This window comes from Amycolatopsis halotolerans (genome assembly GCF_042647905.1).
In the GTDB taxonomy this organism is placed as follows: domain Bacteria; phylum Actinomycetota; class Actinomycetes; order Mycobacteriales; family Pseudonocardiaceae; genus Amycolatopsis; species Amycolatopsis halotolerans.
In genome coordinates this window covers 213,181-235,911 of the sequence record NZ_JBHRWI010000020.1, presented here as the reverse complement: position 1 = coordinate 235,911, position 22,731 = coordinate 213,181, and the positions used below count along the sequence as shown (strand labels likewise).

General features: G+C 68.3%; 21 protein-coding genes. 4 read left to right on the top strand and 17 right to left on the bottom strand.

The window, feature by feature from the left end; translation table 11 throughout:
- The 4 genes from ACFORO_RS16140 to ACFORO_RS16125 form a co-directional block, all read right to left on the bottom strand.
- The gene (locus tag ACFORO_RS16140; protein WP_354747530.1) at positions 1–630 is read right to left on the bottom strand and encodes a hypothetical protein; all 630 of its coding nucleotides are present in this window, start codon (positions 628–630) and stop codon (positions 1–3) included.
- Positions 631–805: 175 nt separating this feature from the next.
- The gene (locus ACFORO_RS16135; protein WP_377867935.1) at positions 806–1,462 is read right to left on the bottom strand and encodes a DedA family protein; all 657 of its coding nucleotides are present in this window, start codon (positions 1,460–1,462) and stop codon (positions 806–808) included.
- Between the two features lie 109 nt (positions 1,463–1,571).
- Entirely contained in the window at positions 1,572–2,765 is a 1,194-nt protein-coding gene (locus ACFORO_RS16130) for an RNA polymerase sigma factor (RefSeq protein WP_377867936.1), read from the bottom strand.
- Positions 2,762–3,136 (bottom strand): YciI family protein, encoded by a 375-nt coding sequence (locus ACFORO_RS16125; protein ID WP_377867937.1) that lies wholly within the window; start codon positions 3,134–3,136, stop codon positions 2,762–2,764. Before ACFORO_RS16125 ends, ACFORO_RS16130 begins: the two co-directional genes overlap by 4 nt.
- A gap of 102 nt (positions 3,137–3,238) precedes the next feature.
- Here ACFORO_RS16125 and ACFORO_RS16120 point away from each other — a divergent pair, with 102 nt between their 5' ends.
- Positions 3,239–3,661, top strand: coding sequence for a YybH family protein (locus tag ACFORO_RS16120; protein ID WP_377867938.1), 423 nt, complete (start codon positions 3,239–3,241; stop codon positions 3,659–3,661).
- A gap of 60 nt (positions 3,662–3,721) precedes the next feature.
- Here the strand turns inward: ACFORO_RS16120 and ACFORO_RS16115 are convergent, their stop codons facing one another.
- The 11 genes from ACFORO_RS16115 to ACFORO_RS16065 all read right to left on the bottom strand — a co-directional run bounded on the left by ACFORO_RS16115 (position 3,722) and on the right by ACFORO_RS16065 (position 16,057).
- Positions 3,722–4,834 carry an ABC transporter ATP-binding protein gene (locus ACFORO_RS16115; protein ID WP_377867939.1) on the bottom strand — a complete coding sequence of 371 codons (1,113 nt, stop codon included), beginning with the start codon at positions 4,832–4,834 and terminating at the stop codon, positions 3,722–3,724.
- Positions 4,831–5,826, bottom strand: a complete 996-nt coding sequence (locus tag ACFORO_RS16110; protein ID WP_344265929.1) for an ABC transporter ATP-binding protein — start codon at positions 5,824–5,826, stop codon at positions 4,831–4,833. The genes ACFORO_RS16115 and ACFORO_RS16110 overlap by 4 nt, the downstream gene beginning before the upstream one ends.
- A 4-nt stretch (positions 5,827–5,830) precedes the next feature.
- Positions 5,831–6,766, bottom strand: a complete 936-nt coding sequence (locus tag ACFORO_RS16105; protein ID WP_354747548.1) for an ABC transporter permease — start codon at positions 6,764–6,766, stop codon at positions 5,831–5,833.
- Complete coding sequence (locus ACFORO_RS16100) at positions 6,763–7,764, bottom strand: ABC transporter permease (RefSeq protein ID WP_354747550.1); 1,002 nt, start codon at positions 7,762–7,764, stop codon at positions 6,763–6,765. The genes ACFORO_RS16105 and ACFORO_RS16100 overlap by 4 nt, the downstream gene beginning before the upstream one ends.
- An 87-nt stretch (positions 7,765–7,851) precedes the next feature.
- Positions 7,852–9,543, bottom strand: a complete 1,692-nt coding sequence (locus ACFORO_RS16095) for an ABC transporter substrate-binding protein (protein ID WP_377867940.1) — start codon at positions 9,541–9,543, stop codon at positions 7,852–7,854.
- Between the two features lie 430 nt (positions 9,544–9,973).
- Positions 9,974–10,450: a uridine kinase family protein gene (locus tag ACFORO_RS16090; RefSeq protein WP_377867941.1), complete on the bottom strand. Its 477-nt coding sequence runs from the start codon at positions 10,448–10,450 to the stop codon at positions 9,974–9,976.
- 44 nt (positions 10,451–10,494) lie between these two features.
- Complete coding sequence (locus tag ACFORO_RS16085; RefSeq protein ID WP_377867942.1) at positions 10,495–10,932, bottom strand: DUF2304 domain-containing protein; 438 nt, start codon at positions 10,930–10,932, stop codon at positions 10,495–10,497.
- Positions 10,933–10,941: 9 nt separating this feature from the next.
- Positions 10,942–11,700 carry a glycosyltransferase family 2 protein gene (locus ACFORO_RS16080; RefSeq protein ID WP_354747558.1) on the bottom strand — a complete coding sequence of 253 codons (759 nt, stop codon included), beginning with the start codon at positions 11,698–11,700 and terminating at the stop codon, positions 10,942–10,944.
- 6 nt (positions 11,701–11,706) lie between these two features.
- Positions 11,707–13,653 (bottom strand): DUF6541 family protein, encoded by a 1,947-nt coding sequence (locus ACFORO_RS16075; protein WP_377867943.1) that lies wholly within the window; start codon positions 13,651–13,653, stop codon positions 11,707–11,709.
- Between the two features lie 83 nt (positions 13,654–13,736).
- Positions 13,737–15,041 (bottom strand): hypothetical protein, encoded by a 1,305-nt coding sequence (locus tag ACFORO_RS16070; protein WP_354747562.1) that lies wholly within the window; start codon positions 15,039–15,041, stop codon positions 13,737–13,739.
- The gene (locus ACFORO_RS16065) at positions 15,038–16,057 is read right to left on the bottom strand and encodes a glycosyltransferase family 2 protein (protein WP_377896576.1); all 1,020 of its coding nucleotides are present in this window, start codon (positions 16,055–16,057) and stop codon (positions 15,038–15,040) included. The genes ACFORO_RS16070 and ACFORO_RS16065 overlap by 4 nt, the downstream gene beginning before the upstream one ends.
- A 112-nt stretch (positions 16,058–16,169) precedes the next feature.
- On the opposite strand from ACFORO_RS16065, the gene ACFORO_RS16060 reads away from it, so the two are divergent.
- Positions 16,170–17,267 (top strand): UDP-N-acetylglucosamine 2-epimerase, encoded by a 1,098-nt coding sequence (locus ACFORO_RS16060; protein ID WP_377867945.1) that lies wholly within the window; start codon positions 16,170–16,172, stop codon positions 17,265–17,267.
- Positions 17,268–17,601: 334 nt separating this feature from the next.
- Here ACFORO_RS16060 and recR read toward each other — a convergent pair whose 3' ends face one another.
- On the bottom strand, positions 17,602–18,198 hold the full coding sequence (gene recR, locus ACFORO_RS16055) for a recombination mediator RecR (RefSeq protein WP_354747568.1): 597 nt from the start codon (positions 18,196–18,198) through the stop codon (positions 17,602–17,604).
- Between the two features lie 3 nt (positions 18,199–18,201).
- Positions 18,202–18,558: a YbaB/EbfC family nucleoid-associated protein gene (locus ACFORO_RS16050; RefSeq protein ID WP_344265967.1), complete on the bottom strand. Its 357-nt coding sequence runs from the start codon at positions 18,556–18,558 to the stop codon at positions 18,202–18,204.
- Positions 18,559–18,697: 139 nt separating this feature from the next.
- Here ACFORO_RS16050 and ACFORO_RS16045 point away from each other — a divergent pair, with 139 nt between their 5' ends.
- The gene (locus ACFORO_RS16045; RefSeq protein ID WP_377868086.1) at positions 18,698–19,519 is read left to right on the top strand and encodes an N-acetylmuramoyl-L-alanine amidase; all 822 of its coding nucleotides are present in this window, start codon (positions 18,698–18,700) and stop codon (positions 19,517–19,519) included.
- Positions 19,520–19,624: 105 nt separating this feature from the next.
- Positions 19,625–22,723: a TIM-barrel domain-containing protein gene (locus ACFORO_RS16040; protein WP_377867946.1), complete on the top strand. Its 3,099-nt coding sequence runs from the start codon at positions 19,625–19,627 to the stop codon at positions 22,721–22,723.
- The last annotated feature ends 8 nt before the right edge of the window (positions 22,724–22,731 follow it).

The following is a 22,731-nucleotide window of genomic DNA, read 5'->3' as shown; positions in this document are numbered from 1 at the left end:
TCATCGGGCGGGGTGTTGCCGCAGCACCTCGGGCACCCGGTCGTACGCCTTGAGCTCACCGGCCAGCTCCGGCACCAGATAGCCGAGCACACGCAGAATCGTCTCGTGGTCTTTCCACAGATGCCGGTGGTGAATCGGCTCGTGGTGCATGATCCGGTTGCGGAACAGCAGAACGGTGCGCAAATCGGTGTGCAGATCGCGCCGTTTGCCGCGGTAGAAGGCGAACGCGCGATGCAGGTGCGGGACCCACAGCGTCCGGTCGTAAGCGCTGCTGAGGGTCGACACCCAGAATCCGAGGGACAGGTTGGCCACGAGATCGTCGGGCGTCTGCCGCCGTTCGCGGACGGTCAGCTTGCGCCGGGCCTCAGCCAGTTTGCGCACGCCGTCGGACCGCAGCGGGGCCACCCGCCACCAGTCTTCCCGGTCGAACGCCGTCGCCAATGTGCGGTGCAAGCCGTTGCGAAGCGCCAACTCCAAGCAGTGCAGCGCGGGGTAGAAGGCGGCGGAAACCTCGATGTTCCACCAATACAGCGCGCAAGCCCGGGCGAGATCGCCGTCTGTCTTCGCGAGATACGGCGCGAACCTCGGGGTCGACAAGCCGTCCCGGATCCACCCCGGCTCCTCCGGCATCAGCCGCCCCTCCTCTTCTTCCCTCTCGGGCGAGAGGGGATGTGCTAGTATGGCCTAGTACGCCCCGGGTCGCCTCTGCTTTCGCATGCCGCCCGGGGCATCGCTTATTTCCGGGCCCGGAAACGGAAAACCCCGGCGAGTCCGAAGACTCACCGGGGAATCCAGAGGCGAAAACTCAGGCCACCGCGTCGTTCTTCTCTTCCGACGACGAGGACGACGCCGACTCCGCCGCGTGGCGGGCCATGCGCTTCTTCAGCACCAGCGTCACCACCACGCCGATTACCAGGGCCGCTGCCAGGCCTGCCCACTGGAAGCCCTTCAGCCACTTGTCGGCGACCACGCCCAGGTAGTAGATGAGCGCCGTCGTTCCGCCCGCCCACACGATGCCGCCGAGGGCGTTCGCGATCAGGAAGCGCGGGTAGTGCATGTTGAGCGACCCCGCGAGCGGGCCGGCCAGGATGCGCAGCACCGCGACGAACCGGCCGAAGAACACCGCCCACATGCCGCGTTTGTGGAACATCCGTTCGGCGCTCGCGATGTGATCGGGGCCGAAATGCTTGGGGAACTTCCGGCCCGCCCACGCGAACAGCCGTTTGCCGCCCTTGCGGCCGATCAGGTATCCGATGCTGTCGCCGATGATCGCGCCCGCGGTGGCCAGCGCGCCGATCCACACCGGGTTCAGCCCGCTGTGCGACGACGCCAGCAGCGCCGCGCTCACCAGCACGATCTCCCCCGGCAGCGGGATGCCCAGGCTTTCGACCATCACCACCAAGCCCACCAACAGGTAGACCGAGAGCGGAGGGATCGCCTCCAGCACGTGGTCGATGTTCACTGCCAACCCCCTTGTGATTCGTGCCTGGTCTCCGCAGGGTACCCAGCTCGCGGGGATCCTCGCGTCCACCTGGAGTCGGGGGTGGGGTCCGTCTTCCGGCAGGGGTTTTTCAGGGTTTTTCCGACATAACACGCAAAGCGCGCGATTCGAAGTACTCCCGTTCCGGCAGGCTCAGGGTGCGCTGGGCGGCGCGGACGTAGCAATCGTGCGCGCCTTGCGGGTCGCCGGACAGCTCCAGGAGATGCGCGCGGACGACGTCGGCTCGGTAGTGGTCCGCGTCGGTGGCGTCGAGTTCACTCAGCGCGAGTGCCGGGCCTTCGACGCGGGCGAGCGCGACCAGGCGGTTGAGGGTGACCATCGGGCCGGGGGCGATCTGCTGGAGAAGGTCGTACAGCACCAGGATCTGCGGCCAGTCGGTGGCGTCGGCGGTCGGGGCTTCGTCGTGCACGGCGGCGATGGCGGCCTGCAGTTGGTACGGGCCGACCGGGGTGGTCGCCAGCGCGTGTTCGATGAGTGCGCTGCCTTCGGCGATCGCGGACGCGTCCCAGCGCGAGCGGTCTTGTTCGGCCAGCGGCACGGGAATTCCGTCCCGGCCGGTGCGGGCGGGGCGGCGGGCGTCGGTGAGCAGCATGAGGGCGAGCAGTCCGGCGACCTCGCCGTCGGCAGGCAGCAGTGCGTGCAGTTGCCGGGTGAGCCGGATGGCTTCGGCGGTCAGCTCGACGCGGTTCACCGAGCTGCCGGAGCTGGCGGTGTGGCCTTCGGTGAACACCAGGTACAGCACCTGCAATACCGCGCCCACGCGTTCCGGCAGCTCGTCCTGCGGCGGCAGAGCGAACTCCGCCCCGCGCAGTTTGTGTTTCGCCCGGCTGATCCGCTGGCCGATCGTCGGCTCCGGGACGAGGTAGGCCCGCGCGATCTCGGCGGTGGTCAGGCCGCCGACGGCGCGCAAGGTGAGAGCCACCTGCGACGGTCGCGTCAACGCCGGATGGCAGCACAGCAACAGCAGGGTGAGGGTGTCGTCCTGCTGCGGCACGAGTTCGAAGGACGGCGGTTCCAGCGCGGCCACCGTCTCCTCACGACGGATCCGCGCGGCTTCGTTGCGCCACATCTCGATCCGCCGTCGCGAGGCCGTCGTGATGAGCCAGGCCTTCGGATTGTCCGGAACACCGTCCTTCGGCCATTGCACGGCGGCGGCGAGCAGCGCCTCCTGCACGGCGTCCTCGCATTTGCCGAAATCGCCGTAGCGGCGCACGAGAGCGGTCAGCACCTGCGGGATGAGGTCCCGCAGGAGGCGGTCGATCACAGCTCGAAGTCCACGTCGCCGGTCAGCCCCATCACCGGCCGCACCTCGATCGTCGCGAACGGGGCCTCCGGGATCCGCGCGGCGATCTCCAGCGCGCGGTCCTCCGAATCGCATTCCAGCAGATAGAACCCGGCGAGCTGTTCCTTGATCTCGGCGAACGGGCCGTCGGTGGTGCTCACGCCTTCGGCGCGCACGTGGACCTGTTTCGTCAGGTCCGGCGCAGCCAGCCGCTCGGAGACGATCCGTTCGCCTTCCAGTTCCTCGTGGAACCGCTGGTAGGCGCGCAGGCCCTCGGCCTTCTGCTCGTCGGTCATCCCCGCCCAGGCCGCGCGCGACGCCGGGTTGCCGTAGATCAGGACCAGATACTTCATCCGAAGCCTCCTCGAAAAAGTTTTCTACCCCTGATGTCGAAGCCGCGCGGACAGCTTCGACGTCCCGGACGAACGCACCATCCGGGAAAAGGAGAACACAAAATGTCCGAGAACGAGATCCGCGACCTGCTGGCCGAGCACACCGCCGCGACGCACGCGAAGGACCCGCAGCGGCTCGTCGCCTGCTACGCGGACAAGGCGGTCCGGTTCGACCTCGCCCCGCCGCTGCGCACGACCGGCGCTTCCACGGAGTACGTCACGCAGTGGTTCAGCACCTTCGACGGTCCGATTTCCCGCACCTACCACGACGAGGAGATCACCGTGTCCGGCGATCTGGCGGTGGTGACGGCGCTGACCAAGCTGACCGCGACCCCGCAAGGCCAAAGCGAATCGTTCACTCTCTGGTTCCGCAGCACGTTTGCCTTGCAGTGTCGCGAAAACAGCTGGCTGATCTCGCACGAGCACAGCTCGACGCCGTTCCACATGGACGGTTCGTTCCGCGCCGCCGTCGATCTCCAGCCCTGAAAAGCCGTGAAGGGCTCCTTGCGGGAATCAGATTCCCGCAAGGAGCCCTTCACGGACGGTTCAGAGAATCTCGGCGGCCGAACCGACGTCCGGCGGGCCGAGGTCGGGGTTCAGCGCCCCGGCGTCGACCAGTTCCACCTCGACCTTGTGCGGCTGGATCCGCCCGTCGCGGATGTCCTCCGCGTAGTGGCACGCCACCCGGTGCCCGGCGCCGATCTCGCGCAACTGCGGGCGATCGGTGTCGCAGAGGCTTTCCTGCTTCCACGGGCAGCGCGTGTGGAACCGGCAGCCCGACGGCGGATTGGCCGGGGAGGGAAGGTCGCCGGCGAGCAGGATCTGCTCGCGGCTGTCCTCCACCACCGGGTCCGGCACCGGGATCGCCGACAGCAGCGCGCGCGTGTAGGGATGCAGCGGGTTCTGGTACAGCTCCTCCGACGTCGTCTCCTCGACCAGCGCGCCGAGGTACATCACGCCGATCCGGTCGGAGATGTGCCGGACCACCGCGAGGTCGTGCGCGATCACCACGTAGGTGAGACCGAGCTCTTCCTGCAGATCCTCCAGCAGGTTCACCACCTGCGCCTGCACCGAAACGTCCAGCGCGGACACCGGTTCGTCGGCGACGATCAGGTCCGGCTCCACCGACAGCGCCCGCGCGATGCCGATGCGCTGGCGCTGACCGCCGGAGAACTCGTGCGGGTACTTCCGCAGCGCGGTCTCCGGCAGGCCGACCGCGCTCAGCAGCTCGCGCAGCCGTTTCGCGGTGGACTCCTTGTCCTTGTCGAGCCCGTGCGCGCGCATGCCCTCGACGAGGATCGACTCGACCGACTGGCGCGGGTCCAGGCTCGACATCGGGTCCTGGAACACCATCTGCATCCGCCGCCGCGCCTTGCGCAACTGCTCGCCCTTCAGCTGGGCGACGTCGGTGCCGTCGAACACGACCTTGCCGTCGGTCGGCTCGCTGAGCCTCAGGATCGCGCGGCCCAGCGTCGACTTGCCGCAGCCGGATTCGCCGACCAGGCCGTAGGTTTCGCCGCGGCGGATCGACAGGTCGACCCCGTCGACCGCGAACACGTGGCCCACCGTGCGGTCCACGACGACGCCGCGCTTGATCGGGAAGTGCACCTTGAGGCCGGTGACCTCGAGCAGCACCTCGTCGGTGTTCGCCACCGTCATCGGGTTCCTCCTCCTGCCGCCACGGCGGGTTGCACCGGGTTGTGGCAGCGCAGCAAGCCGTTCCGGTCGGGAACCAGCTCCGGCGAATCTTCCAGGCAGGCCGCGACCGCGTTCGGGCAGCGCGGCGCGAACGCGCACCCGCCGTCCCACGGGATGTTGTCGGCGACCGAACCGCGGATCGGCACCAGCTTCTCGCCGCGGCCCTCGTCGAGCCGCGGGATCGAGGCCAGCAGGCCGTGCGTGTACGGATGCCTCGGCTGCGCGAACAGCGAATGCCGTTCCTGGCGCTCCACGATCCGGCCGCCGTAGAGCACGTTGACCTCGTCGCAGAGCCCGGCGACGACGCCGAGGTCGTGCGTGATCATCACCAGCGCGGTTCCAGTGTCCTGCACCAGTTCCCGCAGCAGGGCGAGGATCTGCGCCTGGATCGTCACGTCGAGCGCGGTGGTCGGCTCGTCCGCGATGAGCAGCCGGGGACGGCACGCCAGCGCGATCGCGATCAGCGCGCGCTGGCGCATCCCGCCGGAAAGCTGGTGCGGGTACTCGGAAAGCCGCCGCGTCGGGTCGGGAATGCCGACCTTGTCGAGCAGTTCCGCCGCTTCGATCCGCGCCTTCTTGCGCGGCATGTCGCGGTGGCGCTCCAGCACCTCGGTGATCTGCAGCCCGATCGGGATGACCGGGTTCAGCGAGGACAGCGGGTCCTGGAACACCATGCCGAGATCGCGGCCGCGGCGGTCGCGCATTTCGCGGTCGGACAGGGTCAGCAGATCGGTGCCCTCGAACCGCACCGAACCGCTGACGGTGTTGCCGCGCTTGGCGAGCAGCCGCATGATCGCGAGCGAGGTCACCGACTTGCCGCAGCCGGACTCGCCGACCAGACCGACCGTCTGGCCGGGTTCGACGTCGAAACTCACGCCGTCGACCGCGGTGAACGGGCTTTCGCCGCGGCGCTGGAACACGACCTTCAGGTCGCGGACTTCGAGAAGTGCCACGGGGTCACCGCCGGTTCTTCGGGTCGAGGGCTTCGCGGAGGGACTCGCCGAGCAGCGTGAACCCGAGCGCCACGATGATGATCGCGATCGCCGGGTAATAGGCCAGCTCGGGCCGGATGTCGAGGAAGTGCTGGGAAGCGTTGCCCAGCATCAATCCCCACTCCGCGCGGGTCGGGTCCGGGTCGCCGAGACCGAGGAACGACAGCGCCGCGGCCTCCAGGATCGCGGTCGCCAGGGTCAGCGTCGCCTGCACGATCACCGGGCCGAGCGAGTTCGGCAGCATGTGCCGGAACACGATCGTCGTCCGCTTCACGCCGAGCGACGTCGCCGCCAGCACGTGGTCCGCCTCGCGCTGGGCGAGCATCGAACCGCGCAGCAGCCGGGCGAAAATCGGCACGCCGATGATCGACACCGCGATGATCACCGTCCACTGGCTCGGCTTCGCGAACAGCGCCGCGATCGAAATCGCCAGCAGCAGCGAGGGAAACGCCAGCAGCACGTCGACGATCCGCATCAGGACGGTGTCCACCCAGCCGCCGAACGCGCCCGCGAGCCCGCCGATGAGCGCGCCGAGCAGCACGCCGATCACCGTGGCGAGCACGCCGACCAGCAGCGTCTGCTGTGCGCCGATCAGCAGCCGGGACAGGAAGTCGCGGCCGAAGTCGTCGACGCCGAGCGGGAATCCGGGCTGTGCGCCCGGGATGATGCCCCGGCCGAGGATGACCTGGTCCTGCAGATACCGGACCTGCGGGTCCTTCGGCGCGAGCAGCGGCGCGAAGATCGCCAGCAGCAGGAACAGCAGGGTGATCACGCCGCCGACGATCGCCACCGGGCTGCGCAGCATCCGGCGCAGCGCCTCGGCGCCGAGGCTGCGCCCGCCCGCCGACGCGGCGGCGAGCTTGTCGATCGGCTCTTTCTTCTTGTTCAGCAGAGTGTTCACCGCACACGCACCCTCGGGTCGATGAGCCCGTAGGAAATATCCACGAGCATGTTCACGAGCACGTAGACCAGTGCCCCGAGAAGCAGCAGCGCCTGCAGCCGCGGGTAGTCCCGCTTGTCGATCCCTTCTGCCAGAAGGAATCCGAGGCCGCGGAAGTTGAACACCCGCTCGGTCAGCACGGCGCCGCCGAGCAGGGCGCCGGTCTGCAGGCCGATCGTGGTGATCACCGGCAGCAGGGCGTTGCGCAGCACGTGCCGCTGGCGGACCACGGGCTGCGTGAGGCCCTTGGAGTTCGCGGTGCGGATGAAGTCCTCGTTGAACACGTCGAGCACCGACGCGCGGGTGATCCGGGTGATCACCGCGAGCGGAATCGTGGCGAGCGCGAAAGCGGGAAGAATGAGGTGCTTGATCGCGTCCCAGACCGCGTCCCATTCGCCGGTCATCATTCCGTCGAGAATGGCGAAATGCGTGACGACGGTGGCGTCGATGCCAGGAGCCTGCCTGCCTTGCGACGGCAACCCGAGCGGCGTGGAAAGCAGGTCCTGCATCATGTAGCCGAGGAAGAAGATCGGCACCGCGACGCCGACCAGGGTCAGCACGATGATGACGTTGTCGACGACCTGGCCGCGGAACCGGGCGGCGAGATAGCCGAACGAAACGCCGGCCACCACGGCGATGATCATCGCCGTGATGCCCAGTTCAATGGTGGCGGGAAGGAACGTGCCGATCTCCGACATCACCGGCCGGGTCGACACGAGCGAATTGCCGAAATCCCCGGTAAGCGCACGGCCGAGGAATTTGAAGTACTGCACGAAAATCGGCTGATCGAGGCCGAGCACGTGGTTCAGGTTCGCCAGTTTTTCCGGAGTCGCCTTGTCCCCGAGCAGAGCGGACGCGGGCCCGCCGGGGAGTGAGCGCAACCAGGCGAACACCAGGATGGACAGGATGAGGAGCGTCGGGATCGCTTGTAGCAGCCGACGCACGAGAAAACGGAGCACGAGTAGTCCTTTGTGTACAGCCCGGGAACGAGGCCAAGGGCAGGCGCGGTAGCACCTGCCCTTGGCCTGGCTGCTCAGTGGAGCACGTCAGCCGATCGTGACGGTGTCGAAGCGTTCGTCGGTGAGCGGGCTGGCCACCACGCCCTTGATCTTCGGGCCGACCACGATCGCCGGCGTCGGGTAGGCGATCGGGATGGCGGGCAGGTATTCCATGATCTTCTTGTTGGCGTCCTGGTACGCCTTGGTGTGCGCGTCGCCGGCGGGCGCGGCGTCCGCGTCGGCGAGCGCCTTGAAGATGCCCTGGTTGTTCTCGTCGGACAGACCGAACTCCGGCTTCGGGCGACCGAAGAAGGTGCCGACGAAGTTGCCCGCGTCGTTGTAGTCACCGGTCCAGCCGAGCAGGTGGATGTCCTGCTTGCGGTTCTGCTGCACGTCGTCCTTGTACCCGCCGTTCCACGACTCGGCGACCGGCTGCACGTTGACGCCGATGGCCTTCAGGTCCTCGGAGATCGCGGTGTAGGTGTCGGCCGGGTTCGGCATGTAGGGCCGGGTGACCTCGGTCGGGTAGTAGAACTTGAGGGTCAGGCCCTCGGCGCCGGCTTCCTTCAGGAGCTGCTTGGCGCGTTCCTTGTCGTACGGGTACTTGGTCACGTCGTCGGTGTAGCCGGAGATCGCCTTCGGCACGAACTCGGTCGCGACCTCGGAACCCTCGGCCAGCTTGGAGCGCACGAACTGCTCGCGGTTGATGCCGTAGGCCAGCGCCTGGCGGACCTTGGGGTTCGCCAGCTTCGCGCCGTTGGGGCCGGACTGGTTGATGCCCAGGTAGAGCACGTTGAACGACGGGCGGATCAGCACCTGCTCGCCGTCGTTGCGCAGCAGCCCGTAGTCCGCGGGGGCCGGGAAGTCGTACCCGTTGATGTCGCCGGCCTTGAGCGCCTGCTTGCGGGCGTTCTCGTCCGGGATCACCTTGAACACGAGCTTGTCCAGCTTCGCCGGCTGCGGCATCGTGCTGGTGTCGTTGCGCACCAAGGTGATCTGGCCGTTGCCCTGGTCCCAGCCCTCGAACTTGAACGGGCCGGTGCCGGTCGGGTGCTTGTAGCCGTACTCCGGATACGTGATCGACGTGCCGGAGCCGGTGACCTTGTCCGCGTTGTACTTCTGCAGCGCGGTGGGGCTCTGGATCGCGAACGACGGCAGCGTGAACGCGGCCGGGAAGGCGCCCTTCGCGCGGGTCAGGTTCAGAACCGCGGTGTGGTCGTCCTTCGCCTCGCAGTTCTTGTAGACCGGCTGGCCCTTGGTGGTGCCCTCGTTGTTCGCGAAGCCCTCGAAGACGTCGCCGTAGTAGATCATCTGGCTCTGGGCGGTGGCGCCCTTCATGTTGTACCAGCGATCGAAGTTGAAGCAGACGGCCTTCGCGTCGAACGCGGTGCCGTCGCTGAACTTCACGCCCTGCTTGAGGTCGAACGTCCAGGTCTTGCCGTCGTTGCTCGGCGTCCACTTCGTGGCGAGCGACGGGGCCAGGTCAGCGGTGCCCGGCTTGTTCTGGATCAGCGTGTCCAGCATCTGCCGGGTGATCCGGAACGTCTCGCCCTCGTCGTTGAAGATCGGGTCGAACATCTTCGGGTTGCCGGTGTTGCCGAAGACCATGGTGCCCCCGGAACCACCGCCTCCGGACTCGTCGCGCTTCGATTCCGCGCACGCGGACAGCGAGACCGCGAGCGCGCCCGCGAGTCCGATCAGAGCTGCCCGGCGTGTTCGGGTCAGCCGCAATTGCTGCATCTGGCACACCCCTTGGGAATGTTCGGTGTCTCGAAATTCACCGTCGGCGGTCAGTTCGGGAAGAACCAGTGCGATCGGTGTGTTCGGTGACACTAGCGGGAACTCGGCCCCCGCTTAAGCACGTGAGGTTACGATCGCGCTACGTAAGCCCCAAATTGACCGCAACGTGTCGGCAATTGTGCGCTCTGCGTAGCGAAAACCGCCGGTTTGGTACGTTGAGTGGCGGTTTGCTCACCCGGATGGCCTAGCGGGGCGGGTTGTCCGTTCCGGGTGCCGTGGATGTTCCGGAACCCTTCGGACAGGCCAGCGGAGTTGCCCGCGAAGGACACTGAAACAGCCCGAATGCACTCGAGTTTCCAGCGCTCGCGCATTCCGCGCAATAGCCGTTTCCGCTGGCCGTAAACCGATGTCGAGCAGGCATTCCGGTTGTTCAGACCAGCTGGTCCGCCGCTTCCCGAGTGCCGTCCACAGCGAACCAGCCGCGTTCGAACAACTGCCAGCGCCGCAGTTCGCCGCGGGCTGCCTCGCCGTCCCGGGCGACTGCCCTGGACAACCGTTCAGCCTCGGTGCCGCCCTCGATCCAGCACAGCCGCGACAACCGGGACCGTAGCGCCCGGCGTCCACTCGAGACGCCTTCCAACACCAGCACCTCGGGCACCTCGACGCGCACCAGCTCACCGGGCCGCGGAGTACCTGAGGTCCAGTCCACCCGGCGATACTCACCGGGCCGACCCGCTGCCAGCGGCGTCAGCACGCCGTCTTCCAGCTGCAGCCACCACGCGACGGGATCGTCCCAAGTGGCGAAGGCGTCCGTGCTGACCAGCGCGGCCCGCGACCCGAGAGCGTCGACCGTCTCAGCGGCGAGAGTGGACTTCCCGGCCCCGGACGGACCGTCGATGGCGAGCACCCGGACGCCGCCAAGCCGGGGCGGAGCGGCGAGCAGCGCGGAGATCAGCGAACGCGTGCCGGGCTCGCTTCGGGCAGGCCGTCCACATTGTCGGGTGCAGACGTGCGCTTCTCCAGCTCGGCGATGCGCGCTTCGAGGTCGCGCTGGGTGTCTTCGAGTTCGCAGCGCAGCAACGCGGTCTCCTCGACCGCGGTCCGCACTTCTTCCTCCAGGTGCCCGACCTCGGTCGACAGCTGCAGCGCGACCAGCGCAAGCACCACGCCGGCCAGGAAAAACACGAAGTTCGACGGGGTGGCGACCCCGGTCAGATGCGCCAGGAACTCCGCGACCGGCGGGACCACCGCGAGCACCACTACGCCGAGCGCCACCACGAGCCAGATGCCGGCGTACTTCTCGCGCAGCTTGCGCCGCCGCATCATCTCGACGACGACGAGCAGCACCAGAGCCGCGATGACGATGCTCAGTACCTGCCAGCCTGCCATGGAGCCTCCCTACGCCGCGACGGACGAGTCGACGGACGGACGACGGCGCACGAGCGCGAGCAGCAGGGCGAGGCCCGCGCGGCCCAGGTACACCGCGGACTTCACCGGCGAATGGCTCGGCTTGCCGCCCGCGCGTTCGCGCATGACCACCGGGGTCTCTCGAATGGACAGTTTCGCCCGGATCGCCATCACCAGCGCTTCGACCGTGTCGCCGAGGTACTCGGCCGGGTAGTAGCCGGCGAACAGGCGGATCGCACGCGGGCCCATCGCCTTGAATCCGGAGGTGACGTCGGTGAGCTTGCTGCCGGACAGCCGACTGAACACCAGCGACAGCGCGACCATCGCGTACTTGCGCGGCCCGACCGCGCGGTAGGCGCCCTTGCCGGCGAACCGGGAGCCGATCGCGATGTCGGCGCCCTCGTCGAGGAGCCGCAGCAAGGCACCGACCTCGTCCGGGTCGTGCTGGCCGTCGGCGTCGACCTGGACGACGGCGTCGTAGCCGCGCGCGGCGGCGTAACGGAAACCGGTGCGCATCGCGCCGCCCACGCCGAGGTTCACCGACAGCCGGGCCACCCGGACGCCGCAGGCGCGGGCGAGTTCGGCGGTGCGGTCGGTCGAACCGTCGTCGACCACCAGCACGTCCGCACCCGGCAGCGACTGCTTGACCTGAGCGAGCACCGAAACAACGCTGTCTTGCTCATTGAGCGCGGGCATCACGATGAGCACGCGACGAGTGCTCACGGATGTGCTGGACACGGCAGCCACCATAACCGCTTACTGACCGTTCGCCGTGGTAGGGGCGGTCACGCCGGACTGTCCGGCGATCTCGTAGATCGTCGCGCCCTCGTTGCGGAACACCACGCGGAACTGCGGGCCGGGCCGGACCCGCGCCACGCCGACGGACTCGACCGCGTTTTCCGCGGCCTTCCCCTTGGCCTGGATCAGATAGCGCACCCGCAGGTCGGTGAGGTCGGCGCGGACCTGCTGGTACTTGTCGATGTCGTTGACCCACGCGCTCAGGTACGCGGCCTTGGTGTTCGCCTCGGCGCCGTAGAAGGTCCACTCGACCGGCTGAACTCCGGCCAGCGCGTACATCCACGCGGAACCGTCGGACCGGTTGTTCATCACCCGCTCGCCCGGCACGGTGTGCTGGCCCAGCCAGGTGAAGGCGGCTTCCTCCGCCTTGGACACGGTCGGCCCGTCCTGGTAGGTGACGGCCAGCCGGCTCGCGTTGCGGCCGACGTAGCCGCCCTTGCTCAGGCCGCCGCACACCACCAGCAGCAGGACGACCCCGACCACGCCGAGCATGGCCGGCTTGAGGTTGACCCGCGGCTGCGCCTTCCGCGTGAACCAGGCGGCGGCGGTGTGCGCGAACTCTCCGAACGCGACCGCGCCCACCAATGGCACCAGCGCGGCGATCCGCCAGTGGTCGTTGTAGAAGAGGCTGGTCAGCTTCTGCATGATCGGCGAGTTGACCGACACCGTGAGCATGAAGAGGCCGCCGAACACGACGTACGCGGCGACCAGCCACAGCATCCGCCGGTGCCGCACTAGCAGGACGAGCCCGATGAACGCGGGCACGCCGACCCACCACTGCGGGAAGTCCGACATCGGGGAGAACGTGATCGTCTGGCCCAAACCGCCGGCGAGCGTGGTCTCCGGCGCCCAGTACGCGCTCGTGACCCCGCCCGCGTTGTACAGCGAGGGCAGCACCAGCGGCACGCCGAGCACGATCGCCAAGCCGCCGGTCGCGATCAGCGAGGGCAGGCTGCGCCGCCATTCGATCTTCTCGAAACGGCAGAGAACGGCGACAAGAATAAGCAGGAAATAAACAACGACCACGAACACGACACTGGTGTGCAGACCGCACAACCCGGCCACGCCGACCCCGATCGCGACCGGACCGGCGATGCCGTTGGGCTTCAGCAAATAGCGGCCGAGCGCCAGCATCGCCGGAATCAACGCGACCCCGGCGACGTAGGGCCACAACGGACCGCGCCACAACGAGTCGTACGGGAAGGCGCTGAACCACGTGCTGACCGCGGCGGCCGCGGCGGTGCCGAGCGCGGGCATGCCCCAGACCCGGCACAGCGCGGCGATCCCGAACGGCACGGTGAAAATCACCGCCAGCGCGGCCAGGTTCAGCGTGGGCATCATGGTCAGCCCGCCCTTGCCGAAAACCAGCGCGAGCAAGGCGTGATACGTGTCCGGGTAGAAGTAGTTGCCCTGGTTCGGCAGGTTCGCGATGGTGCCCACAGTGGACGGCCGGGCGTCGCCGTGTTCGGCGATCCAGCGGATCAGGTTGCCGTGGAACGGCGCGTCCCAGCCCTGCTGGACGGTGTTGATCCCGTTGGTGCCGCGCAAGAAAGTGACCGCGCCCACGCCCAGTGCGACGACGACGCCCGTCGCCATCACGAGGTGGTCGCGCAGCGGCAGCTTCGCCAGCTCCTCGCCCGCCCAGTCCGGGTGCCTGCGGGCACGCAGCCGCTGCGCCCCGAACGCGAGCCCGAAGCCGACGACCGCGAGGACCAGCGTCCACAGCACGACGTTGAGCAGCGACCAGCGGATGCCGAGGCCGCCCAGCACCGGCACGCCGAGCGCGATGACCCCGAACGTCAGCAGCGGCGCCGCGGCGGCGAGCGTCCACCCGCGCAACCGGATGGCCGCTCCGAAGACGAGCCCGGGCACCCAGAATGCAAGCAGCACCAGAAGAACGTTCATCGAATTCGAATCCAAACCTGATTGGCTTTCGCCATCCGACGCGCGCCGGGAACCGGCGGCTCGGAACTCACACTACTGCGACGCTAAGAACACGCTTCACCCGTGTCAGACGTTGCTTCCGCGGACGAATTGGTGAGTACGAACACCAGCACGACGACGAGCCCGGCCATCGGCGCGACGGCGAGCGAAACGACGGCGCGCAGCACGGTGTCGCCCGGAATGGCGAGCAGCAACGCCGCCGCGGTGACCGCGACCACTGCCCAGGTGATCAACACGCGGTTGGCCTGGGCGCGCGCCACCAGCACGGCGGTGAGCAACTGCATCGGCACCAGCAACACCGAGGACCACACGAGCCCGGCGACCGCCCAGCCGTCCACCTGGTAGGCGGCTCCGTAGACGAGTTCGACCGCCCACGGCCCGATCAGCATGCCGACCAGCGCACCGAGCGCGGCCAGCGCGAGCGCGGCGAAGGTGCCCAGCAGCAGCACCCGGCGCAGCCTGCTCCGGCCGTCCTCGGTGGCCGACAGCCGCACCACGAACGGCACAGCGAGCGACTGCACCGGGGCGACCAGCGTCAGCGGCAGCCGGGCGATGACCAGCGCGGCGAACACCGCGCCGATCCGGTCCCGGTCGCCGCCGGGGGCGAGCAGGCCGACCAGCGCGGGGTAACCGGTGATGACCGTCGCGGTGAGAGCCGCGCCGAGCAGCAGCATGAGCATCCGGCGGCTCGTGACCGCCCAGCCGTCGCCGTCCGCGCGGACGTCCAGCAGCCGCCACGCCTTGCGGATGAACAGCAGCCACGCGAACGATCCGGCCGCGACCGCCAGTGCCAGCGGCACCAGCCGGTACGCGGTGGCGATCACGAGCAGGCCCAGCACCAGCGCGCGGACCGCGGGTTCGGCGACGATCAGCCCGGCGAAGTGCTTGACCTGGTGCTGGCCGATCAGCAGGCCGCGCACGCCGAACTGGCAGGCGAACGCGACCCCGCCGGCCACCACCACCAGAGCGAGTTCCCAGGCTCCGTGGAACAGCCGGTCGTTGATCGGCGGGATGAGCAGCGCCAGCCCGAACGCCCCCGCGGCCGCCGCCGAGACGGCCACCGCGCGCAGCGCTCCGCGGCCGGCGACGCCACCGGTCAGCGCCGCCGTCGCGGACTGCCGGGAGAGCTCCTGCTCCAGCGGGGACAACGCACTGCCGAGGCCCATCAGGAGGCCCCAGAAGGTGAGGAAGGTGGCGTACTGGTCCGGCGGCAGCAGCCGCGCGCAGGCGACGGTGAGGACGTAGCCGAGGATGATCGCCGCGATCAGCGACCCGCCGAGCTTGCCCGCGGTGCGATGGGTGTCCCGGACGACCCCGTTGGCCGCCGCTCCGGTGTCCGCCACGCTCATCGGCGCCGCAGCCGGGCGCGCAAGGCGAGGAACAACCCGCGGAACACGCCCGAACCGAACCCGGCCGCGAACACCGGCAGCAAGGTGCCGACCGCACGCGCCTCGGCGGTGCTGGCCCCGCACTTCTTGACCGCGGCGGCGGCCGCGGCCGACCCGGCGATCCCGAGCGCGGCAGTCGTTTTCGGCTTCTTCACGGCCAGCCCGGCTCCGACCGCGCCCACCGCGAGCGCGCCGAACAGCGCGGTGCGCGCCGGACCGGGCGAACCGAGGTAGGAATCCACGTACGTGGTGCCGCGGAAGAACGACTGCGCCCAGAACTTCTTGAGCGAATCGCGGCCGTGGTAGGTCCCGGAGAACTGCGGGGCAAGGTGAATGCGCGCGCGTTCGGCGATCCAGCGCAGCATGCGGGTGTCGTCGCTGGCCAGCCGGACGTCGTCGAACAGCGATTCGAAAGCGGCGGCGGAGCCCTCAAGCAGATCGCGGCGGGCGCAGAAAAATCCGGTGCCCTTCGGGTACCGGTCGAATTCCGCGATGCCGAACGACGTCAGCTTCGGATCCGCGAAGTACTCGCGCCACGAGAATGCGACGAGCCCGGCCATGAAACCGGCGTAAGGATTGTGTTCGGACGCGACGTTGATGTGGCCGTTCCAGGCCGCGCGCTCGGGGTGGCCGGTCAACTGGTCGCGCAGAAACCCGAGGCTGCCGGTGTCCACGAGCACGCGACTGTCCAGCAGCAGCAGCCATTCGCCGGACGCCTTCGCCATTCCGGCCCGGCGGGCCTCGAACCGGCCGCTGTTGGACTGGCTCAGCACGGTGATGCCGTACTGGTCGCGCAGCCGGGCGAGCCGGGCGGGCGTGCCGTCGGTGCTCCCGTCGTCCACGACAAGGATTTCCACCGGCCACCGCGCCGCCTCGGCCGAGGCGATCAGCGCGCCGACGCTGCGGTCGATCCAGTCTTGTTCGTTGTAGACCGGAATCACGACGCTGAGCGACGGGAGGGGCGGATTCGCACTCACCCCGGCGAGGCTACCCTGTACCGGGCGGGGCGGAGCGCACAGCATCCTGGCCCGCGGCGTTGACCTGCTGTTCACCCGGCTGTGGCCGGCCCGGAGATTGGGTAATCCACCGGTGATTTCGTTCGTTGTCGGCACCACCGCGGAACTGATCAAAATCGCGCCGGTGTTCCATCGCATCGCCGAGCGCGGAGCGAAACCGGAAATCTGGTTCACCGCACAGCACGTGGACGAGGTCGCGGACGTGCTCTCGGATTTGAAACTGCCGGAACCCGCGCTGTGGTTCGTGCCGCGTTCGCAGGCGCACAATCTCGAGTCCCCGGCGCAGGTCCCCGGCTGGGCGGCACAGGTCATGCGCACCGCGTGGAGCCGCCGCGCCGAACTGCGCGCACGGTTGTCGTCCGACGGCCGCCCGCCGCTGGTGCTGGTGCACGGCGACACGTTCACGACGCCGTACGGCGCGTTGATCGGCAAGAAGGTCCTGAAGGCACGCGTCGGCCACATCGAGGCGGGCACGCGGTCGGGCAGCATCCTGTCGCCGCTGCCGGAGGAACTGAACCGCAAAATCGCCGGGAAGCTGGTGGACATCCACTTCTCCCCCAGCGAGCGCGAGGTGCAGAACCTGCGCAACGCCCGCGGCGTCGTGGTGAACACCGAAGCGAACACGGCGATCGACTCGATGCGCCAGGTCGTCAACCAGCCGCTGGATGTCCCTGGCTTGCCGGAGAAGTTCGGCTTGGCGACGTTGCACCGGTTCGAACTGGTTTCGCGCGCGGACAAGTACCGTGAGGTCTTGGAAATCCTGCGCGCGCAGAGCCGCGAGATGCCGATCCTGTACATGGCCGGAGCGCCGGAACGGGAGAAGATCCGGGCCCTGGGCTTGGACAATCTGTTCGACGACAAGTTCATCGCCCAGCCGAAGATGCGGTACCTGAAGTTCCTGCCACTAGTCGCACGAGCCGAGTACGTAGTAACAGACTCCGGCGGCCTGCAGGAGGAATGCGGCTACCTGGGCCTGCCGTGCGCGGTCCACCGAGCCCGCACCGAACGGCACGTGGGAATCGGCGAAAACGTGATCCTGACCGAAATGCGCGGCGACAAACTGCAAGATTTCCTGGACACGTACCAAAATCGCCGCGGCGATTCCTGGATGGACAAATACCACCCGTCCGACATCGTAGTGAACTCACTCGCACAACTAGGCTACTGCTAACCCAGCCACCACCAGCCACCAATAACCAACGCGCCCACAACGCGGGATCGCGTCGGCGTCTGACGGAGCTGCGTGCACGGCCCCCTCGGGCCGGGTACGCAGCTCCGTCAGACGCCGACTTAAAGGCGATCCCGCCCGCGGCGGCGAAGCCGACGCCAAAAACACAGTTGCCGACCTAAAACCAAAACTAGAGCGCAGCCATTCCGACCCACAGGTGCTCGAGAAGAAGAACGACCGGACTTACCCACCGGTTTCATCACCCGAGTATCCCAGCCGCCCAGCGGACAAAAAAGGACGCGGCACTAGTGCCGCGTCCTTCCCTGCTGAGAAAAGCTTAGAGCACTCGCCGCCCAGACAACGCACGTCCCAAAGTCAGCTCGTCCGCGAACTCAAGATCCCCGCCCATCGGCAACCCCGACGCCAGCCGCGTCACCGACAGCCCGGGGAAATCGCGCAGCATCCGCACCAGGTACGTAGCCGTGGCCTCGCCCTCGGTATTGGGATCCGTCGCGATGATGATCTCCTTGACGTCCGCCTCACCGATGCGCTTCAGCAACTCCCGCATCCGCAACTGCTCCGGCCCGATCCCGGACAACGGATCCAACGCGCCGCCGAGGACGTGGTAGCGGCCCTTGAACTCGCGGGTCCGCTCGACCGCCAGCACGTCCTTCGGCTCCTCGACCACGCAGATCACCGTGAGGTCGCGGCGTTCGTCGCGGCAGATCCGGCACGTTTCCTGTTCCGAGACGTTGCCGCAGATCTCGCAGAACTGCACGCCTTCCTTGACCTTGCCCAGCACGTCCTGCAGCCGCGCGATGTCCGCGGGGTCGGCGGCCAGCAGGTGGAACGCGATGCGCTGGGCGCTCTTCGGACCGACGCCGGGCAAGCGGCCCAGTTCGTCGATCAGGTCTTGGACGACACCTTCGTACAAGTGTCAGCCGCCGAAGCCGAGGCTGCCGAGGTCCGGCATGCCGCCGCCGAGGCCGCCCGCCAGCGGGCCCAGTTTCTGCTCGGTGAGCTTCTGCGCGCTCGCCGACGCGTCGCGCACCGCGGCGACCACCAGGTCGGCCAGGGTTTCGACGTCTTCCGGGTCGACGACCTTCGGGTCGATGACGAGGCTCTTCAGCTGGCTGTCGCCGGACACCGTCGCGGTGACCAGACCGCCGCCCGCGGTGCCGGTGACCTCGGTGTTGGCGAGTTCCTCCTGGGCCTCCACCAGCTTCTGCTGCATCTGCTGGGCCTGCTGCATGATCTGCGACAGGTCGAAGCCGCCGCCGCCGGGTTGCACCATGATCGCACTCGGTCCTTCCGCGTTTGGGTGTTCCTCCCCAGCGTAGCCGCGCGCCCGGCGCGTCCGTCCTGGCGGCACGCGTGTGCTGTGGCACCGTGGTCGCGTGCGAGCGAAGACACTCCCGCTGCTGACCGGCCTGATGCTGCTCACGGCGTGTTCCGGCGGCGGCGAGACGCCTGCCTCACCTGCCGCTGCGCCGACGTCCGCGGCTGGTTCGGCGACCCCGAGCCCCAGCCCGTCGTCGAGCCCGCCGCCGGTGTCGTCGTCTTCGAGCCCGCCCTCGACGTCCGCGGTGCCGCCGGTCGGCTCGGGCAAGGTCGTGGTGCTCGATCCCGGACACAACGGCGGCAACGCCTCGCACCCCGGCGACATCAACCGGAAGGTGCCCGCCGGACGCGGGCAGACCAAGCCGTGCAACACCACCGGCACGGCGACCAACGCCGGGTACCCGGAGCACGCCTTCACCTTCGCCGTCGCGCAGGAGGTCGGGAATGCGTTGGCGGCCAAGGGAATCAAGGTCGTCTACACGCGGCAGAACGACTCCGGCGTCGGCCCGTGCGTCGACGAGCGCGCGCAGATCGGCAACAGCGCGAACGCCGACGCGGTGGTCTCGATCCACGCCGACGGCTCAACTTCGCCGACCGCGCACGGCTTCCACGTCGCGTACTCGGCGCCGCCGTTGAACGCGGCGCAGGGCGAACCGTCGCTGAAGCTGGCGCGCACCATGCGCGACGGAATCCGCGACGACGGCTTCGCCACGTCCACTTACATCGGTTCGGCGGGCCTTTCGCCACGAAACGATCTGGCCGGGCTCAACCTGTCGACCCGCCCGTCCGTGCTCGTGGAGTGCGGCAACATGCGCAACGCCGACGAGGCCGGGCAGATGTCGTCGGCAGCGGGCCGGGCGCACTACGCGCAGGCCATCGCGAAGGCGATCGAGGCGTACCTGGCCGGTGCCTGACACAGAGAGCCGAAAGGGCTACTGAGCGGACAGAACACCGGACACCGCCTTCTTTCTTGATCGGTCCCGACTTACCGTCGCTGGGGACTTCTCGAGGAGGCGCCGGTGGCAACATCACTCCGAGGACGGCTGGTGCGGCTGCTGGCCGTGACAGCCATGGCGGGCACTCTCGTGTCAACGGGAGTCGCCGAGGCCGCTCCACAGGCGGTGACCGCCGGGCAAGCGCGGTTCGAAGTCCTGTCGCCGACGCTCATCCGGACCGAGTACGCGGGCGACGCCAAGTTCGTCGACGCCGGTACGTTCAACGCGATCGGTCGCAGCGGTTTCAGCAAAACCCCTTACACGGCAACAAAACGCGACGGCTGGCTCACCATCCAGACCAGTGCGGTCAAGCTGCGCTACAAGCTCGACTCAGGCGCGTTTTCCGACGACAACCTGACCGTCCAACTGCGGACCGGCAGCCAGGACGTCACCGCACGGCCGTGGGCGGGCAAGCTGACTCCGGTCTGCGCGTTCGGCACCCTCTGCGAAGCCGAACAACTGCAGCTCAACGGGCCAGGCGCGGCTAACGACCACCGCGGCTACACCGGCGACGGCTTCGCGGCGGGCTTCACCAACCCCGGCGACAGCCTGTCTTTCCGCGTCACCGCTGCCGGTGACCACCAGCTGGATCTGCGCTACGCCAACGGAACCGGCGGCGACGGTCAGCACACCACCCGCACGCTCACCGTCCTCGTAGACGGCACCGACGCCCACACCATCACGCTCCCGGCCACCGCTGACTGGGACACCTGGGCCCTCGCGACCGCGCCAATCACCTTGCCCGCAGGACAGCACCAGGTGACCGTCAAGCGCGGCACCGCCGACTCGGGCAACGTCAACATCGACAGCCTTGCCGTGGTCAACACCGGCGCCGAGTACCCCCAGCCCGTGCCACCCGCGCCGACGCCGTGCGCCTTCGGCGTTCTCTGCGAGGCCATTCAAGGCGCGCTGTCCGGCGGCGCGCACCCGGCCAGCGACCACGACGGCCACTCCGGCAAAGCCTTCCTCGCAGGCATGGAACGAGCCGGTGCGTCCGACGCGCTGACGATCACCGGCGTCCCCAGCGGCGGTTCCTACGATCTGCAACTCCGCTACGCCGACGCGACCGCCGTTTCCGGTCAAACCCAGCCGACCTCGTTGACGCTCCAAGCCAACGGCACCTCGACCAACCTGACCCTGCCGTCGACCAGCAGCTGGAATTCGTGGCGTACCACCACAATCCCGGTCCAGCTCAAGGCTGGAACCAACACCGTCACGCTGTCCTGCCCGGACGCGAGCTGTCACGTCAACCTCGACACCGTCGCTATCACCGGAGCGCATTCGGCACTGCTCGCCCCGCACGCGCCGCTCGGCGGTTACCGGCGCGGTCTCGACGGCGTGGACGGCAGCGCAGTCTCCGCGCCCGGAATCCTTTACCAGGACGGCTGGTCCCTCCTCGACGACACCGCATCGGCGTTGTACGACCCGCGCACCAAAGTCGTCACCCAGCGACCGAGCAGCGAGAGCTACCAGGACGGATACGTCTTCGCCTACGGCCAGAACTACGGCCGCGCGCTGCAGGAACTGGCCCAGCTGACCGGACCGTCCCTGCTGCTTCCCCGCTGGGCCTACGGCGTTTGGTACTCCGAGTACTACGACCGCACGGCCGCTGACTTCCAGCAGACGATCGTGCCCAAGTTCCGCGAACAGCACGTGCCCCTCGACATGCTCGTCGTCGACACCGACTTCAAATCGCCGGACCGGTGGAACGGCTGGGAAATCGATCCGACCCGCTTCCCCGATCCGAAGGCATTCTTCCAGTGGGCACACGACCAGGGCCTGCACACGTCGCTGAACATCCACCCCAGCATCCGCGGCGACGACCCGCAGTTCCCGGCAGCGCAAGCGACCGCGAAAGGCAAACTGCAGCCCAGCTGCGGAAAAGACTGCTATGTCTTCGACTTCGGCGACCCCGACCAGCTACGGGCCTACTTCGACCTGCACCGGCCGATGGAGCAGCAGGGCAACGACGTCTGGTGGCTCGATTGGTGTTGTGACGCCTCGAAATCCAGTCTTGCTGGCGTAACTCCAGACGCGTGGATCAACCAGCAGTACGCACAGCGCAGCGGCTTCGCGTTCTCCCGCGCGTACGGCTCGCTGCAAGCCGGTGGATACAGCTCGCCGACAGCCGTGCCGACCGGACCCTGGGCCGACAAACGCACCACGCTGCACTTCACTGGAGACACCATTTCCGACTGGGCCACGCTGGCCTTCGAAGTCGGCTACACGCCGGGAGAATCCGCGGCGACCGGCCTCGCTTCGATAAGCCACGACATCGGCGGCCACACCGGCGGTTTGCAGCAGCCGGGCACGGAACCGGGCAGCACGAAGCTGCCGGACGATCTGTACGCGCGCTGGGTGCAGCTCGGCACGTTCCAGCCGATCGACCGCCTGCACTCCAACCACAGCGACCGGTTGCCTTGGCAGTACGGAACCGTGGCGGACGCGTCAGCGACGAAATTCCTTAACCTGCGCGAAAATCTCGTGCCGTACACGTACACGCTCGCCCAGCAGGCCACCGCGACCGGGATGCCGATCGTGCGCCCGCTGTACCTGCAATACCCGGATCAGCAAGAGGCTTACGCCCAAGCTGGCGGCGAGTACCTGTACGGCCCGGATGTCCTGGTGGCTCCCGCGACCAGTCCGGGCGCCACGGCGACCACAAGCGTCTGGTTCCCGCCGGGCAACGACTGGACCGACTACTTCACCGGCAAGACCTACCGGGGCGGCACCACCGCGCAGATCACCACCGGTTTGGACACGATGCCGGTGTTCCTGCGCTCCGGCGGAATCATGGTCACCCGCAGCGGCAACGTTCCCGGCGACGAACCGCTTACCGCCGCGACCGCCACAGTGGCTGGCGGCCACGACGGCGCGTTCACTCTCCACGAGGCGGGCACCACGACTTCCCTGCGCTACACCGAAAACGCCCACTCGGCAACGCTCGCGATCGGCGCCGCGCAGCGGGCCTGGACCGTCCGGTTCACCAACGCGACCGCGCCGTCCGCGGTGTACGTGGACGGTCGTCGCAGCGGAGCCTGGACCTGGGACGCCGCGACCCGGACGGTAACCGTGCAGGCACCGCCCACACAGCATCCGTTGAACGTGCGGCTCGTGCGGTAACTGACCGA